Origin of the sequence: Streptomyces sp. NPDC091412, from assembly GCF_044756885.1 — a bacterium.
GTDB lineage: Bacteria > Actinomycetota > Actinomycetes > Streptomycetales > Streptomycetaceae > Streptomyces.
The window spans coordinates 26,370-41,285 of the sequence record NZ_JBIVTV010000024.1; the positions used below are offsets into that span (position 1 = coordinate 26,370).

Genomic DNA, 14,916 nt, shown 5'->3' on the forward strand with positions numbered 1-14,916 from the left:
CGGGTCAGGACGCACCGTCCGGACCGGCCCGCTGCTCAGTCGGCGGTGCCTGCGGGCAGGGGGACCTCAGCCGTCCCGCCGCGCCCGCGGCCGTCTTCCTGGCACCCCTCACAAGCGCCGTCGCCGTTCTGCGCGGCGGGGTGTCCCGTTGCTTCCCTGAGTTCCGCGATGGCGGACTCGAAGTCCTCGAGCGAGTCGAACGCCCGGTAGACCGACGCGAACCGCAGGTAGGCGACGAGGTCGAGCTCCTTCAGGGGGCCGAGTATGGCGAGCCCCACGTCATGAGCGGCCACCTCGGCGCTCCCGCTGGCGCGCACCGCCTCCTCGACCCGCTGGCCCAGCTGGGCGAGCGCGTCCTCGGTGACGGGCCGCCCCTGGCATGCCTTGCGCACACCGTTGATGACCTTGATCCGACTGAAGGCCTCGGTGACTCCGGACCGCTTGACCACCATGAGCGAGCACGTCTCCACTGTCGTGAACCGACGGGAGCAGTCAGGGCACTGGCGGCGCCTGCGGATGGACGTGCCGTCGTCCGTCGTACGACTGTCGACCACGCGGCTGTCGGGGTGCCTGCAGAAGGGGCAGTGCATGGACTCCAACCCTCCTCACAGCAGGCTCAATAGCCTCACCAGACCCATGGGCCCCGCGAAGCAGCCACCAGCATAGGCGATGAACGGCGACTCGAAGACCGGGGGGAACACAATCTGTGGGCCGCTGTAGCTATCCAACCACTACATGTGGGGATTGACTCCATACAGGCAGGCGAGGCGCGCGTGTCGCACGGATACGGCGGCGCGCCGTGCGCCGGAGCCGCCGCGGGCAACACGTCGGTGGCGCCCGCGCCCCCCGGGGAGCTTACGGAGATACCGTGAGCGCCGCACGGAGGACGCGTGGGACTCCTGGGCAGACGGGAGGCGGCGCCCGGCCGGCGGGACCCCGGATGGCAGACTGGGGCGGCAACCCACGAGGTCGCCATCCCGGCGGTGAAGAGTACAACAATGAGCCCTTTTGCCAGCCGGACACCGCGTTGCCCATACACCCAGAAACGCGATCAAGTCCGGCTGACGGCGTTTTTTCACTCGAACGTGTGTTTGGCGCAACCTTTCGAAAGCAACTACCGTTGTGCCGGAGGGAGACCATCGAGAGGGGCCGACGTGACCACCACCGCAGACAGTGCCACCATCACTGCCCAGGACCGCTCCCAGGGCCGACTCGAGCCGGTGCATGCGATGAACGAAGCCACGAATCCCGAGGGGCACAAGCGCTCCCTGCCGGGCCGACCTCCGGGCATCCGGGCCGACAGCTCGGGCCTCACCGACCGTCAGCGCCGGGTGATCGAGGTCATCAGGGACTCCGTGCAGCGGCGCGGCTACCCGCCGTCCATGCGGGAGATCGGGCAGGCGGTCGGCCTCTCCAGCACTTCCTCGGTCGCACACCAGCTGATGGCCCTCGAGCGCAAGGGTTTCCTGCGGCGTGATCCGCACCGTCCGCGCGCGTACGAGGTCCGCGGTTCGGACCAGGCCACCGCGTTGCAGCCGACGGACACGGTGGGCAAGCCGGCCGCCTCCTACGTCCCTCTGGTCGGCCGGATCGCGGCCGGTGGTCCCATCCTCGCCGAGGAGTCGGTCGAGGACGTCTTCCCCCTCCCCCGCCAGCTGGTGGGTGACGGAGAGCTGTTCGTCCTCAAGGTCGTCGGTGACTCGATGATCGAGGCCGCGATCTGCGACGGCGACTGGGTCACCGTCCGCCGCCAGCAGGTCGCCGAGAACGGCGACATCGTGGCCGCGATGATCGACGGCGAGGCCACCGTCAAGCGCTTCAAGCGCGAGGACGGGCACGTCTGGCTCCTCCCGCACAACGCGGCGTACGAGCCGATCCCGGGCGACGACGCGACCATCCTCGGCAAGGTGGTGGCGGTGCTGCGGCGCGTGTGAGAACCGCGCCGGGCGGGCTCGCCCACCTGCCCCCTGATCGGGCCCCGGGACCCCTGCGCCGGTTCCGGGGCTCCGTGCTGCGCGTCGCCCCCGTTCTGAACGGCCCTGGTCAACGCGCTTTCGGATCGCGGGGGTAGCCTGACCGGCGCCGGTCAGGCTACCCCCGCGATCACTTCCCCTCCTGCTCGGCCATCGCGTTGATGGCCGCCAGTGACTTGCGCACCTGGTTGCGGTCCGTGGTGTTCCAGAAGTCGGGCAGCGACGCCTTCAGATAGCTGCCGTACCGGGCCGTCGCCAGACGCGGATCCAGTACGGCGACCACACCCCGGTCCCCCGAGGCCCGTACGAGACGTCCGGCGCCCTGGGCCATGAGGAGCGCCGCGTGGGTGGCGGCCACCGCCATGAAGCCGTTGCCGCCGGCGTCCTCCACGGCCTTCTGGCGGGCACTCATCACCGGGTCGTCGGGGCGCGGGAACGGGATCTTGTCCATGACGACCAGCTGGCAGCTGGGCCCGGGGACGTCCACGCCCTGCCAGAGCGACAACGTGCCGAAGAGGCAGGTCTTCGGATCCGCCGCGAAGTTCTTGATCAGTTCGCCCAGCGTCTCCTCGCCCTGGAGCAGGATCGGGAACTCGGGGATACGGCTGCGCAGCTCCTCCGCGGCCAGCTGGGCGGCCCGCATGGAGGAGAACAGGCCGAGCGTGCGTCCGCCCGCCGCCTGGATCAGCTCCGTCAGCTCGTCGAGCATGTCACCCCGGTCACCGTCCCGCGCGGGACGCGACAGGTGCTTGGCGATGTACAGGATGCCCTGCTTGGGGTAGTCGAACGGGGAGCCGACGTCGACGCCCTTCCACTGCGGAACGTCGTCGCCCTCAGTGCCCTCCGGCGCGAGACCGAGGGAGGCGCCGACGCCGTTGAAGTCGCCGCCGAGTTTGAGGGTCGCTGAGGTCAGGACGACGGAGCGGTCCGTGAAGAGCTTCTCCCGCAGCAGGCCCGAGACGGACATGGGGGCGACGCGCAGAGAGGCGCCGAAGCGGTCGTGGCGTTCGTACCAGACGACGTCCCACTCGGAACCGTTGGTGATGCGCTCCGCCACGTCGTGCACGTTCTCCACCGAGGCCAGCGCCTGTTTGCGGACGGCGTCCTCGTCCTGGACCGACCTGTCCCGGGTCGCGCCGAGTGCGGAGATGACGTTGCGCGAGGCGTCCCGCAGTGCCAGCAGCACATAGCCGAGGTCCTCGGGGATCTCCTCCAGGCGGCCGGGCAGGGCGAGCTCCATCAGGCGCTCGAAGCCCTCGGCCGCGGTCTGCAACTGATCGGCGGCCTTCTCGTTCACCAGCTTGGCGGCACGGCGCACCGCGCGATTGACCTGCCCGGGGGTGAGCTCACCGGTCGCGACGCCCGTGACCCGGGAGACGAGTTCGTGTGCCTCGTCGACGATGAGCACCTCGTGCTGCGGGAGGACCGGCGCGCCCTCGATGGCGTCGATCGCGAGCAGCGCGTGGTTGGTGACGACGACCTCGGCGAGCTTGGCGTGCTCACGGGCCATCTCGGCGAAGCATTCCGCGCCGTAGGCGCACTTGGAGGCGCCCAGGCACTCCCGCGACGAGACCGACACCTGCGCCCAGGCCCGATCGGACACTCCGGGCGCCAGGTCGTCGCGGTCGCCGGACTCGGTCTCGTCGGCCCAGTCGCGCAGCCGCAGCAGGTCCTGGCCCAGCTTGCTGGTGGGCGCGGCCGCCTCGAACTGGTCGAACAGTCCCTCCTCCTCGTCCTGCGGCATGCCCTCGTGCAGGCGGTGCAGGCACAGATAGTTCGACCGGCCCTTGAGCATGGCGAACTCCGGGCGGCGGCGCAGCAGCGGGTGCAGGGCGTCGACCGTGCGCGGCAGGTCCCGCTCGACGAGCTGGCGCTGGAGGGCGAGGGTGGCGGTGGCCACGACCACTCTCTCCCCGTGGGCGAGGGCGGGCACGAGATAGCCGAGGGACTTACCGGTGCCGGTGCCGGCCTGGACCAACAGATGCGAGCTGTCGTCGATCGCGTCCGCGACGGCTTGGGCCATGGTCACCTGGCCGGGGCGCTCCGTACCGCCGACGGCGGTGACGGCGGCATGCAGGAGTTCGGGGAGGGAGGGCTTCGTCATAGCGCGACCACCCTACGGCTCGGGACCGACAATCGGGCGATCAAGGCGGGGACCGGTGGCTGGGTATGTCTCATGCGGATCCGGCGGAGCGGGAACCGGATCGGCCCGAGGGGTGTACCAGAAGTGATGACCCTGTGGCGCGCTGTCACAGCAGATCACGCAGGGACCGGTCGCGGATCATGAGGGCGGCCCGCTTGGCGGGCAGGTCGACCTCGGCGGCGAACCGGAAGCCGGCGCTCAGAAAAGCGGCCAGGGAGGGTGCGTTGCGAAGGTCGGGTTCCGCCAGGACGCGGGCACAGCTGACGCGTTGGCCGAGTACCAGGTCGGCCACGGCTCTGAGCAGGGTGCCGCCGAGCCCCCGCCCACGGTCGGCGACGCCGCCGATGAGGAGATGGATACCGGTGTCGTGCGGTCGGGCCGGGTAGTGCCGGGCCAGCGGATCGAGGTCGGCCCGATAGATCTCCCAGTAGCTCATCGGAGTGCCTTCGAGCAGGCCGATACAGGGGACGCTGCGACCGTCGCCGTCGAGTTGCGCGAGCAGATGGGCCTCGGTCACCTCCCGCGGCCCGGCCAGCTGCCAGAACTCCGCGACGGCGGGGTCGTTCATCCAGCGGCTGATCAGCGGTAGATCCTGCTCGAGCCGGACGGGGACCAGCTGGAAGGCGCCGGCGGGTGTGAGGACGGGGCCCCAGTCGCCCACGCCGTCGAGCAGGTCGGCCGTGGCCGGGGCGTCCGTCCCGATCGTCTCCCGGAAGAGCGCGACGAAGTCGTCCGGCAGACGCAGGTCGAGCGTGTCCTCGCCGTCGGCGCCCGCCTTGGCCGGACGGCGGTGGGGAGCGGTTGCCTGCGCTTGACCGGTGTCGGCGCCGGCATCGGTGGGAGACATGGCGCGCTCCTCTCGGAAGACGGGTTTACGGGGGACGGAGGGTTTACGGCAGACGCGATTCGACGTGTGGGTCAGAGGTAGGGGTGCGGATCAGAGGTACAGGGGGTTGGCGATGGTGACGTAGACGGACTGGGTGTCGACCGGGCCGACGAGTTCGTCGAGGCCGTGCAGCCGGGTCAGCAGGTTGGCCTTGCAGCGCAGGACCGGGGAGTCGAGCAGGCGGAAGGGCAGGGTGGAGCGCGTACGGGCGGGGCCGGAGGCCGCGTCGGCGAGGAAGCGGCGGAAGGCGGCCAGCAACAGCCGCTCGTCGGCGAGCCGTTGGGAGCCGAAGGCGCCGATGAGACCGAACACGTTGTTGACGGCGAGGTAGTAGGCGAAGCGTTCGTCGGTGACGTCGTCGGAGACGAAGGTGTCACTGTGCTCGCCGATGCCGGGCAGCCGGGCGTCGAGTTCCGCGTGCCGGGAGACGCGGAAGTAATAGCCCTGGTTGTCACGGTAGCGACCGCCCGCGGGCCAGCCTTCGTCGTCCAGCAGGAGCAGCGTGTTCTGCTGGTGGGCCTCCAGGGTGACTCCGGCCTCGCCGTCCAGCCACAGCACGGGGCGGACCACCTGCTCGAGGTAGCGCAGGAACCACTCGGTGGCGACGGCTCTCGACGGGCGGCCGGTGCGGACGGCGAGGCTGGTGACGACTTCAGCCAGGCGGGACCGCAGGGTGAGGGGGGCACCGGCCCGGCGGTAGGGCCGGGGTGCCACGAGTCCGGCGACGCAGGAGACGTCGTCCGACGGGTTGAACGGGTTGTGCCGGATCATCACGTCCAGGCCCGGCACGGGTGTCCCGTCCTGGTCGTCCACGGCAAGCCAGGCCGGGTCCCGGACGATGTCGAAGCCGGGGTGCGCCGCACGCCACTGCTGGGAGAGCCCGCTGCGCAGCAGCCGGTGGACCTCTACACCCCGGTGCAGTTCCTTGCGGAGGTTCTCACGACGGGAGTTGGTGATGTACAGGCCCAGTGACAGCTTGAGCATGGCGGCCGCGCCGGTGCGGTGGACGGTGCGTACGGAGGAGGTGGGGTGCCAGGGCGGTCCGTAGGGACCCAGATCGCGCAGCAGTCCCGCGTCGAGCAGGGCCGCCGTACCCGCGCGGTGGCGCACCTCGCGCAACTGCCATGGATGCAGCGGCAGGGCGGCGTATCCGTCGGGCAGGGGCAGCCCCGCTCCGGCGAGCCGGGCGGTGAGCAGGTCGGCGGGTACGGTCCGGCCGCATTCGGTCCAAGCCGAGTCGGTGGCCAGGACGGAGCGGGCGACCGCCATCCAGTGCAACGGGAAGGAGCCTCGCAATTCGGGCGAGTAGTGGCGGACTTCGGCCTCCGACAGGCCCTCGCGGCTCTTGGGGGTCGGGTGCAGCGGGTGTCCGAGCAGGAGGGCCTGCTCGGCGGAGAGGAAGCGGTCGGTTCCGTCGGTGGGACGGTGCCAGCGGTCGCGAAGGAAGAGGGTGGTGCCACGAACGGAGTCGGCGACACGGGTGACGAGGTCGAGGGCGGCGGTGCCGGTGGGCTCGGTCAAGGCCCGGTTCGGGGACGGCGCGGCGGCCGTGGGCATCTGCGGGGCCCTCGGAGCGCGGTTCCTGGTACGTGCTTCCCGGACCAGCAGGGTGGCGACCGTGACGGCGTCGGCCGGCGGGGCGTCTTCCGGGGCGTCGGCCAGATACGGAAGGCCGAAGCGGTGCCAGCCGGTTGGGGACCAGTGGTGAACGGGGACGAGCAGGGCCGTCCCGCTGGCCCGGAGGGGGATGCGGAGGGTGCCGTAGCAGGGAGCCGCCGTGCCGGTCTCGCGTACCCAGCAGCGCAAGAGGTTCTCCACGGCCGCGGCCTGGGCGGCGGTGTGCGGGTCGGGGTGTTCGAGGAGGTCGGTGGCCGTGCCGTCGGGCCGCAGGGCGGCCGATGTCCTTCTCGGCTGACGGGGGACTTTCTCGGCCGGGTCGTGGGTGTGGGAGCGGCCGCGGGGGGCGGAGGTGAGGTTCAAGACGGCTCCTCAGGTGACGTTCGGGGCGATGCGTCCGGGCAGATGGCGGGTCGGCCGGGCGTCGGTGGGGCGGGGCGGACCAAGCGGTAAGGGCTCGGAAGGGGTGAGGGTCTGGGTGTTTCGAAGGGTGCCGGTGGGGCGGCCGGGGTGCGGGGCGGTCGCCGTCGGCGGTCCGTCCGGCTCCAGGCTCCAGGGTTCAGGGTCTGGCGGGGTGGGGGCGGCGGGGCCGGACGAGGCGATCAGCTCAGCCGTCCGAGTCCGCCCCGGTGGCACGGTCCAGGTCGGCCGAGCGGGGCCGGCATCGGCTCGGACCTGCTCGCCCCGGGGCGCCCGCCGACAACCGCGGCCGCGGGACGCTACCCCGCGCCTGCCGAGTGGCCGGTGGGTTGCGGCCGTCTCCGTGGGGCCCCGCGCTCCTGACCGTCTCGGCCGGTGTGGCTCCGGGCCGCCGCCTCGACCGCGTCGGCCAGGCGACCGAGGACCGCGGCGGCCTGCTCGTCGCTGATCGTCAGCGGGGGAAGGAGCCGTACGACGCTTGCGTGGCGGCCGCCGAGTTCGACGATCAGGCCCCGCCGCAGGCATTCCCGTTGGACGGCGGCGGCGAGTTCGGGTGCGGCGGGAAGGGGGTCCCGGACGCGGGGCAACATCGGCCCGGCACCCGGGCTGTTCGCGACACCGCCACTCCCGCCGCCATCCCCGTCGACGCCCCCGGCGCCACCCCCGCCGCCCCTGGGGCAGATCAGGTCCGAGCCGGCGCCGGCCCCGCTGTCGCCCTCGGGTTCCTCCTCCGGGTTCACCAGTTCGAGGCCGATCATCAGCCCCCGTCCCCGTACCTCGCCGACGCAGGGGAAGTGGCCGGCCAGGTCGCGGAGTTGGGTCAGCATGTGGAGGCCGAGGGATGCCGCGCGTTCGGCGAGGCGGTTCTCCCGGACGTGGGCCAGGGTGGCCGTGCCCGCGGCCATGGCGAGCTGGTTGCCGCGGAACGTTCCCGCGTGGGCGCCGGGTTGCCAGACGTCGAGGTCGTCGCGGTAGACCACGACGGCCAGCGGAAGGCTGCCGCCGATGGCCTTGGACAGCACCATCACGTCCGGTGTCACACCGCTGTGCTCCACCGCCCAGAAGGTGCCCGTGCGGCCCACCCCCGTCTGGATCTCGTCGGCGATCAGCGGGACGGACCGGTCCTCGGTGATCCGGCGCATGCGCCGCATCCAGTCGTCCGGGGCGGGAATCACCCCGCCCTCACCCTGGACGGGTTCGAGGATCATCCCGGCGGGCAGCGGTACGCCCGACTTCGGGTCGTCCAGGACCGACTCGGTCCAGCGGGCGGAGAGTTCGGCCCCGCGCGCGCCGCCGACGCCGAAGGGGCAGCGGTAGTCCTGCGGGTAGGGCAGGCGCGCGACCCGTACGTCGGTGGCGTGGCCCGAGGCGGCGAGCGCTCCCTCGGTCATCCCGTGGTAGGCACCGGAGAAGGCCAGGAGTCCGGTGCGGCCGGTGGCGGCCCGGACGAGTTTGAAAGCGGCCTCCACCGCGTCCGTGCCCGCCGGGCCGCAGAACTGCACGCGCGCCCGCTCGGCGAGTCCGGGCGGCAGAGTGTGGAACAGCTCGGTGACGAAGGCGTCCTTGACGGGCGTGGCGAGATCGAGGGCGTGCAGGGGCGCGCCCGAGTCGAGTACGTCGCGGATGGCCTCCAGGACTGCGGGGTGGTTGTGGCCGAGGGCGAGGGTGCCCGCGCCCGAGAGGCAGTCCAGGTAGCGGCGGCCGTCCGCACCCTCGATGCTGAGCCCGCGGGCCCGGACGGGCACGATCGGCAGGGCGCGCGCATAGGTGCGCGCCGCCGACTCACGCGCCGACTGCCGCCGCAGGATCCCCTCGAACGAGGCGGGCGCCCCCGCCGACGCACAGCCTCCGGGCGCAGACTCCGTCACGGTCACGGTCCTTGTCCTCCCGCTGTCCCAGAGCGTCGGCCTGCCACTGATGCAAGGCGCCGGCCTCACGCCGCCGGGGCGCGTGGCCGCCCGCGGCAGGGGGTCCCGGACGCAGACATCAGGACCCTCACCGCTACAACCCCGGACGGTCCGCGCGGTTACGGGTGCTCTCAAGATCCTTGCGGTCGTGGAGCGTTGCTCACCGGCGTCCTCGGCCGGACCGGGCGAGACCACGGGACCACTCACGGCCCGCGGCCGCACAAGGCCGGCGAGCGACGGCAGAGGGCGGGAGGCCAAACAACAGACGCCGGGAGGCACCGTGAGGCGGCAGGTACATCACCACGCGGCGGGAGGCACCGTGAGGCGGCAGGCGAATCACCATGCCGCGGGAGGCACCGTGAGGCGGCGGGTACATCACCATGCGGCAGGAGACAACTCGCATCGGTCTCGCATCGGACAATGGGGATCGCAGGGGAAGCCGGCCGAGCGAGGTGCGGGGACATGAGCGACGAAACACCGCCCGTGGCGGGGCTGACCACGGGCGCTCTGGCCCGCCGCCTGGGCGTCTCCCCGACCACCCTGCGCTCCTGGGACCGCCGGTACGGTCTGGGGCCCGCTGTGCGGGCGCGGGGACGACACCGCCGCTGGAGTCCCCAGGACGTCGCGATGATGGAGGGGATGTGCCGGCTGACGGCGGCGGGCGCGCCACCCGCCGAGGCCGCCCGGGTGACCCGCCTCGGGCGCGGCCCGGCCGGGCGTGCCGAACCGGCCGCCGCCGTGCCCTCCGACCGGCCCGCGCCGTCGTCCGGAGCGGGGGAGCCGCCCCGCCGCGGGGGCGCCGGCGGCGGGCTGCCGCTGGGCGACGTGCGGCAGGAGTGCCGGGGCCTGGCCCGCGCCGCGGTGCGCCTGGACTCGCCGGAGCTGGAGAGCCGGCTGTTGGAGGCGGTCGGGCGGTACGGGCTGACGGTGGCGTGGGAGGAGGTGATGGTGCCGACCCTGCGCGCGGTGGGCCGCAAGTGGGAGTCGTCCGGCGACCGGTACGTGGAGGTGGAGCACCTGCTGTCCTGGCAGGTGTCGAGCACACTGCGCAGCTCGCCGCTGCTGCTGCCGCGCGCAGCGGCGCGGGTGGACATTCCGCCGGTGGTGCTGGCCTGCGCGCCCGGTGAACAGCACTCCCTCCCCCTGGAGGCGCTGAACGCGGCGCTGGGCGAGCGCGGGGTGCCGACCCGGATGCTCGGCGCCGCCGTGCCGGTGGAGGCACTGATCGCCTGCGTGCGGCGCACCGGTCCGACCGCCGTGGTCCTGTGGTCGCAGGCCCGCTCCACCGCGTCGGTGCCGCTGGCGCGGCACGTCGCGATCCTGGAATGGGGGGCGCCGGGTGCGCGCAGGCGGCCTGCCGTCCTGCCCGCCGGTCCGGGCTGGGAGCGGCGGACCTGCGGGGGCTTCCCGCGCTGCGTCGGCCTGCGGGACGCGGTCGAGACGCTGAGCCGCCTCTGCGGTGACGACGGTGCCGTGGCGCACGCCCCACGGGCGCGCTGAGGGGCAGGACCCGGACGAACTGCCAGACCAGACAGCCTGTGACGAAACCGCTGCCCGTAGCGAAACCGTTGCCGATCCGTCGGCGGTCCCCCACGCCGAGCGCATAGTGTGTGGTGCCGTTCGCGCCCACCGTGAGACCAGGGTGAACTGGGCCTGATTTCACGGTGAGAACGCGACGGCAAGGAGCAAGTCCGTTCACAGCAGGGGGAGTCAGAGCATGCGACCCATACGCCCGTTCTTCAACGCTCGTCGAGGAGGGGGCGCCCGCCGCACAACCTCACCCGTGCTGACCTCCGTGGCCCTGGCCTCGGTGCTCGCCCTCTTCGCCACCGGCTGCGACTCGGGCGACAGCGAGGCCGACAACCGGCCCACCGCCGTTGCGACCGCCGACGACACGGGCGCAACCGGCGACGGAAAGATCAAGATCCCGGACGACCTCAGGAAGAAGCTCAAGGAACACGGGATCGACATCGACAAGTGGAAGAACGGCGCCTGGAAGGACTGGAACGAGGACGACTGGCTCCGTGAGGCGAAGGACTTCGTCAACCCGATCATCAAGGACCTGTGGGATCCCGACCGGATGCGCCGCGCCAAGGACCCGGACAAGGGCGTGGACGACAACGACCTCTCCGGCGACCAGGGTGTCACCGACCCGACCCCGGCCCCGGTGAAGGCGGCTGCGGTCCAGCCGACGTACCACGCGAACGCGGCGACGGCGGGGAAGGTGTTCTTCGACTCCCCCGAGGGCACGATGGTCTGTTCGGCGACGGTCGTTCAGGACCCGGCCCACCCGGGCAAGTCCAACCTCGTGTGGACGGCCGGCCACTGCGTGCACGCAGGCAAGAAGGGCGGCTGGTACCGCAACATCGCCTTCGTGCCGTCGTACAACGACGCGGGCCGCAGCACCGCCGAGCTGGAGAACGCCGGCAAGGACGAGGTCGCGCCGTACGGCGTGTGGTGGGGTGACTGGGCGCAGACCTCGGAGCAGTGGATCGAGCAGGGCGGTCCGACCGGCGGGCAGGGTGCCGCCCACGACTTCGCCGTCATCCATGTGACGCCCGAGCAGGGCGGCGCCGGCAAGTCGCTGGAGGAGACCGTCGGCGCGGCGCTGCCCGTGGACTTCGCCGCACCGGCCGTACCGCAGGTGCGGAGCCTGACCGCGACCGGTTATCCGGCCGCGCCGCCGTACGACGGACAGCGGCTGTACCAGTGCCAGGACAAGCCGGGCCGGCTGTCGCTGAACGCCTCGGACCCGACGATGTACCGCATCGGCTGCACCATGACCGGCGGCTCCTCCGGCGGCGGCTGGGTCGCGACCGGCTCGGACGGCAAGCCCGCTCTGGTCTCCAACACCTCGATCGGTCCGGTGACGGCCGGCTGGCTGGCGGGTCCGCGGCTGGGCCCGGCCGCCAAGGGCGTGTACGACTCGGTCAGCGGGAAGTTCGCAGGACAGTAGGCAGGCCGAAGGCGGCGGGGTGTCTCACGGGAACCTTCACCATCCCGCCGCCGTTCGCACTCGACTCCCCGGGCATAGTGGGGTGCCGCTCCGGACGGCTCCGCAGGGAAACGCCCGGATGACAAGCGCATGACACCAAGGGCGCACGGCGCTCGGTCCGGGCGCACGGCATCTCACACCAACCGACGGGGGTTCATCGCACCATGCAGTTCATACCTGGTTCCGCCACGCCCCGGCGCGCGCGCCGGCGCTCCGTCCTGGCCACCACCGGGCTCGTCGCGGCCCTGGCGCTCACCGCCACCGCCTGCGACGGATCGGGCAAGGCCGACGCCGCCGGCACACCGGACGCCGCCGCCTCGCAGTCCGCGGACGGCGGCAGCGGCGACGGCAAGGTCAGGATTCCGGCCGACATCGCGGACAAGCTCAAGGAGCACGGGATCGATGTCGACAAGTGGCAGCGCGGCGGCTGGAAGGACTGGGACAAGGACAAGTGGCTCAGTGAGGCCAAGGACTTCGTCAACCCGGTGATCAAGGGCCTGTGGCAGCCCGAGCGGATGAAGTCCGCCCAGGAGGCGAACAAGACGGTCTCCACCCAGGACGCCGCCGCAGACCAGGGCGTCAGCGACCCGGCGCCGCAGCCGGTCCGGGCGCGGGCGGAGAAGACGCCGTACCACGAGAACGCCGCTCCGGTCGGCAAGGTCTTCTTCGACTCGCCCCAGGGCTCGATGGTCTGCTCGGGCACGGTCGTCAAGGACGTCAACCACCCGGGCAAGTCCAACCTGGTGTGGACCGCCGGCCACTGCGTGCACGCAGGCAAGAAGGGCGGCTGGTACCGCAACATCGCGTTCGTGCCGGCCTACAACGACCTCGGCAAGTCCGCGGCGCAGCTGAGCAACGCGAAGGCCTCCGAGGTCGCCCCGTACGGCGCCTGGTGGGCGGACTGGGCGTCCACCTCCCACCAGTGGATCCAGGGCGGTGCGGAGACGGGCGGCGCGGGCGCGGCGTACGACTACGCCGTGCTGCACGTGAAGCCGGAGTCCGGTTCCCGGTCGCTGGAGGAGACCGTCGGGGCGGCGCTGGACGTGGACTTCTCCGCGCCGCCGACGACGCAGGTCGCCACGATGGGCGCCTGGGGCTACCCGGCCGCGCCTCCGTACAACGGTCTGAACATGTTCCGCTGCGTCGACCGGCCGGGCCGGCTGTCGCTCAGCCCGTCGCTCCCGACGATGTACCGCATCGGCTGCACCATGACCGGCGGTTCCTCCGGCGGCGGCTGGTTCCGCGTGGTGGACGGCAGGACGAAGCTGGTGTCCAACACCTCGATCGGCCCGGCGGACCACACCTGGCTGGCGGGTCCGCAGCTGGGGCGGGGCGCGGAGGCGCTGTACCAGAACATGAGCAGGACCTACGGCGGCCGGTGAGCCGGTGACGCGACGCCGAGGGCCCGCCCCCTTCGACAGGGGGCGGGCCCTCGGGCCGTGCTGCTGTGGGTCAGAGTGCGGGGGCGGGCACGTACGGCGCCAGTTCCGCCGCGAGCTCCTCGTGCACCCGGGCCTTGAGCAGGGTGCCCTCCGCGGTGTGCTCCTCGGAGATCACCTCGCCCTCGGTGTGGGCACGGGCGATCAGCTTGCCGTGGGTGTACGGCACCAGCGCCTCGATCTCGACGGACGGCCGGGGCAGCTCGCTGTCGATCAGCGCGAGCAGCTCGGTGATGCCCTGCCCGGAGCGGGCCGAGACGACGATCGAGCGCTTCTCGATCCGCAGCAGCCGCTGGAGCACCAGCGGGTCCGCCGCGTCCGCCTTGTTGACCACGACGATCTCGGGTACGTCGGTGGCGCCGACGTCCCTGATCACCTCGCGCACCGCGGCCAGTTGCTCCTCCGGGTCGGGATGGGAGCCGTCCACCACGTGCAGGATCAGGTCGGAGTCGCCGACCTCCTCCATGGTGGAGCGGAAGGCCTCGACCAGGTGGTGCGGCAGGTGCCGGACGAAGCCGACGGTGTCCGCCAGGGTGTAGAGCCGCCCGCTCGGGGTCTCGGCCCGGCGCACGGTCGGATCCAGGGTCGCGAACAGCGCGTTCTCGACCAGGACACCCGCGCCGGTGAGCCGGTTGAGCAGGGAGGACTTGCCGGCGTTGGTGTAGCCGGCGATGGCGACGGAGGGCACCTTGTTGCGGCGCCGCTCCTGGCGCTTGATCTCGCGGCCGGTCTTCATCTCCGCGATCTCCCGGCGCATCTTCGCCATCTTCTCGCGGATCCGGCGACGGTCCGTCTCGATCTTGGTCTCACCGGGACCGCGTGTGGCGAGGCCGCCGCCGCTGCCGCCGCCCATCTGCCGGGACAGCGACTGACCCCAGCCGCGCAGCCTCGGCAGCATGTACTGCATCTGGGCGAGCGCGACCTGCGCCTTGCCCTCTCGGGACTTGGCGTGCTGGGCGAAGATGTCCAGGATCAGGGCCGTACGGTCGATGACCTTGACCTTGACGACGTCCTCGAGGTGGATCAGCTGGCCCGGGCTGAGCTCACCGTCGCAGATGACGGTGTCCGCGCCGGTCTCCATGACGATGTCGCGCAGCTCGTTCGCCTTGCCGGAGCCGATGTAGGTGGCCGCGTCGGGCTTGTCGCGGCGCTGGATGACGCCGTCGAGCACGACCGCGCCCGCGGTCTCCGCGAGGGCGGCCAGCTCGGCCAGGGAGTTCTCCGCGTCCCGCGCGGTCCCCGAGGTCCATACGCCGACGAGCACGACTTGCTCCAGGCGGAGCTGGCGGTACTCGACCTCGGTGACGTCCTCGAGCTCGGTGGACAGACCCGCGACACGGCGCAGCGCCGCCCGCTCGGAGCGGTCGAACTGATCGCCGTCCCGCTCTCCGTCGAACTCGTGGCTCCAGGTGACGTCCTCTTCCATCAGGGCATCGGCCCGGAGACCTTCGGGGTAGGAGTGCGCGAGGCGCTTGCTGTCCTGGGACGCCTCAAACGACTGGGAAGAGGAAGAAGAGGAGGTCATTTGGTCCTTAC

At 72.0% G+C, this 14,916-nt stretch carries 10 protein-coding genes; 4 read left to right on the forward strand and 6 right to left on the reverse strand.

What is annotated here, in order from left to right; genetic code table 11:
• Positions 1 to 35: 35 nt before the first annotated feature.
• Positions 36 to 590 (reverse strand): transcriptional regulator NrdR, encoded by a 555-nt coding sequence (gene nrdR, locus ACIQMV_RS34630; RefSeq protein ID WP_402597139.1) that lies wholly within the window; start codon positions 588 to 590, stop codon positions 36 to 38.
• Between the two features lie 564 nt (positions 591 to 1,154).
• Here nrdR and lexA point away from each other — a divergent pair.
• Positions 1,155 to 1,934, forward strand: a complete 780-nt coding sequence (gene lexA / locus ACIQMV_RS34635) for a transcriptional repressor LexA (protein WP_141357653.1) — start codon at positions 1,155 to 1,157, stop codon at positions 1,932 to 1,934.
• Between the two features lie 169 nt (positions 1,935 to 2,103).
• Here lexA and ACIQMV_RS34640 read toward each other — a convergent pair whose 3' ends face one another.
• The 4 genes from ACIQMV_RS34640 to ACIQMV_RS34655 all read right to left on the reverse strand — a co-directional run bounded on the left by ACIQMV_RS34640 (position 2,104) and on the right by ACIQMV_RS34655 (position 8,913).
• Entirely contained in the window at positions 2,104 to 4,077 is a 1,974-nt protein-coding gene (locus ACIQMV_RS34640) for an ATP-dependent DNA helicase (RefSeq protein ID WP_401772693.1), read from the reverse strand.
• 145 nt (positions 4,078 to 4,222) lie between these two features.
• Positions 4,223 to 4,963, reverse strand: a complete 741-nt coding sequence (locus tag ACIQMV_RS34645; RefSeq protein ID WP_402597140.1) for a GNAT family N-acetyltransferase — start codon at positions 4,961 to 4,963, stop codon at positions 4,223 to 4,225.
• Positions 4,964 to 5,053: 90 nt separating this feature from the next.
• Complete coding sequence (locus ACIQMV_RS34650) at positions 5,054 to 6,982, reverse strand: IucA/IucC family protein (RefSeq protein WP_402597141.1); 1,929 nt, start codon at positions 6,980 to 6,982, stop codon at positions 5,054 to 5,056.
• 356 nt (positions 6,983 to 7,338) lie between these two features.
• Positions 7,339 to 8,913 carry a diaminobutyrate--2-oxoglutarate transaminase family protein gene (locus ACIQMV_RS34655; protein ID WP_402597142.1) on the reverse strand — a complete coding sequence of 525 codons (1,575 nt, stop codon included), beginning with the start codon at positions 8,911 to 8,913 and terminating at the stop codon, positions 7,339 to 7,341.
• Between the two features lie 495 nt (positions 8,914 to 9,408).
• Between ACIQMV_RS34655 and ACIQMV_RS34660 the strand changes: the two genes are divergently transcribed.
• The 3 genes from ACIQMV_RS34660 (at position 9,409) to ACIQMV_RS34670 (ending at position 13,323) form a co-directional block, all read left to right on the forward strand.
• Positions 9,409 to 10,446 carry a MerR family transcriptional regulator gene (locus tag ACIQMV_RS34660; RefSeq protein ID WP_402597143.1) on the forward strand — a complete coding sequence of 346 codons (1,038 nt, stop codon included), beginning with the start codon at positions 9,409 to 9,411 and terminating at the stop codon, positions 10,444 to 10,446.
• A gap of 217 nt (positions 10,447 to 10,663) precedes the next feature.
• Complete coding sequence (locus tag ACIQMV_RS34665; RefSeq protein ID WP_402597144.1) at positions 10,664 to 11,902, forward strand: trypsin-like serine peptidase; 1,239 nt, start codon at positions 10,664 to 10,666, stop codon at positions 11,900 to 11,902.
• A gap of 203 nt (positions 11,903 to 12,105) precedes the next feature.
• Positions 12,106 to 13,323, forward strand: coding sequence for a trypsin-like serine peptidase (locus ACIQMV_RS34670; protein ID WP_402597145.1), 1,218 nt, complete (start codon positions 12,106 to 12,108; stop codon positions 13,321 to 13,323).
• A gap of 70 nt (positions 13,324 to 13,393) precedes the next feature.
• On the opposite strand, the gene hflX is transcribed toward ACIQMV_RS34670, so the two are convergent.
• Positions 13,394 to 14,905: a GTPase HflX gene (hflX, locus tag ACIQMV_RS34675; RefSeq protein WP_402597146.1), complete on the reverse strand. Its 1,512-nt coding sequence runs from the start codon at positions 14,903 to 14,905 to the stop codon at positions 13,394 to 13,396.
• Positions 14,906 to 14,916: the final 11 nt, after the last annotated feature.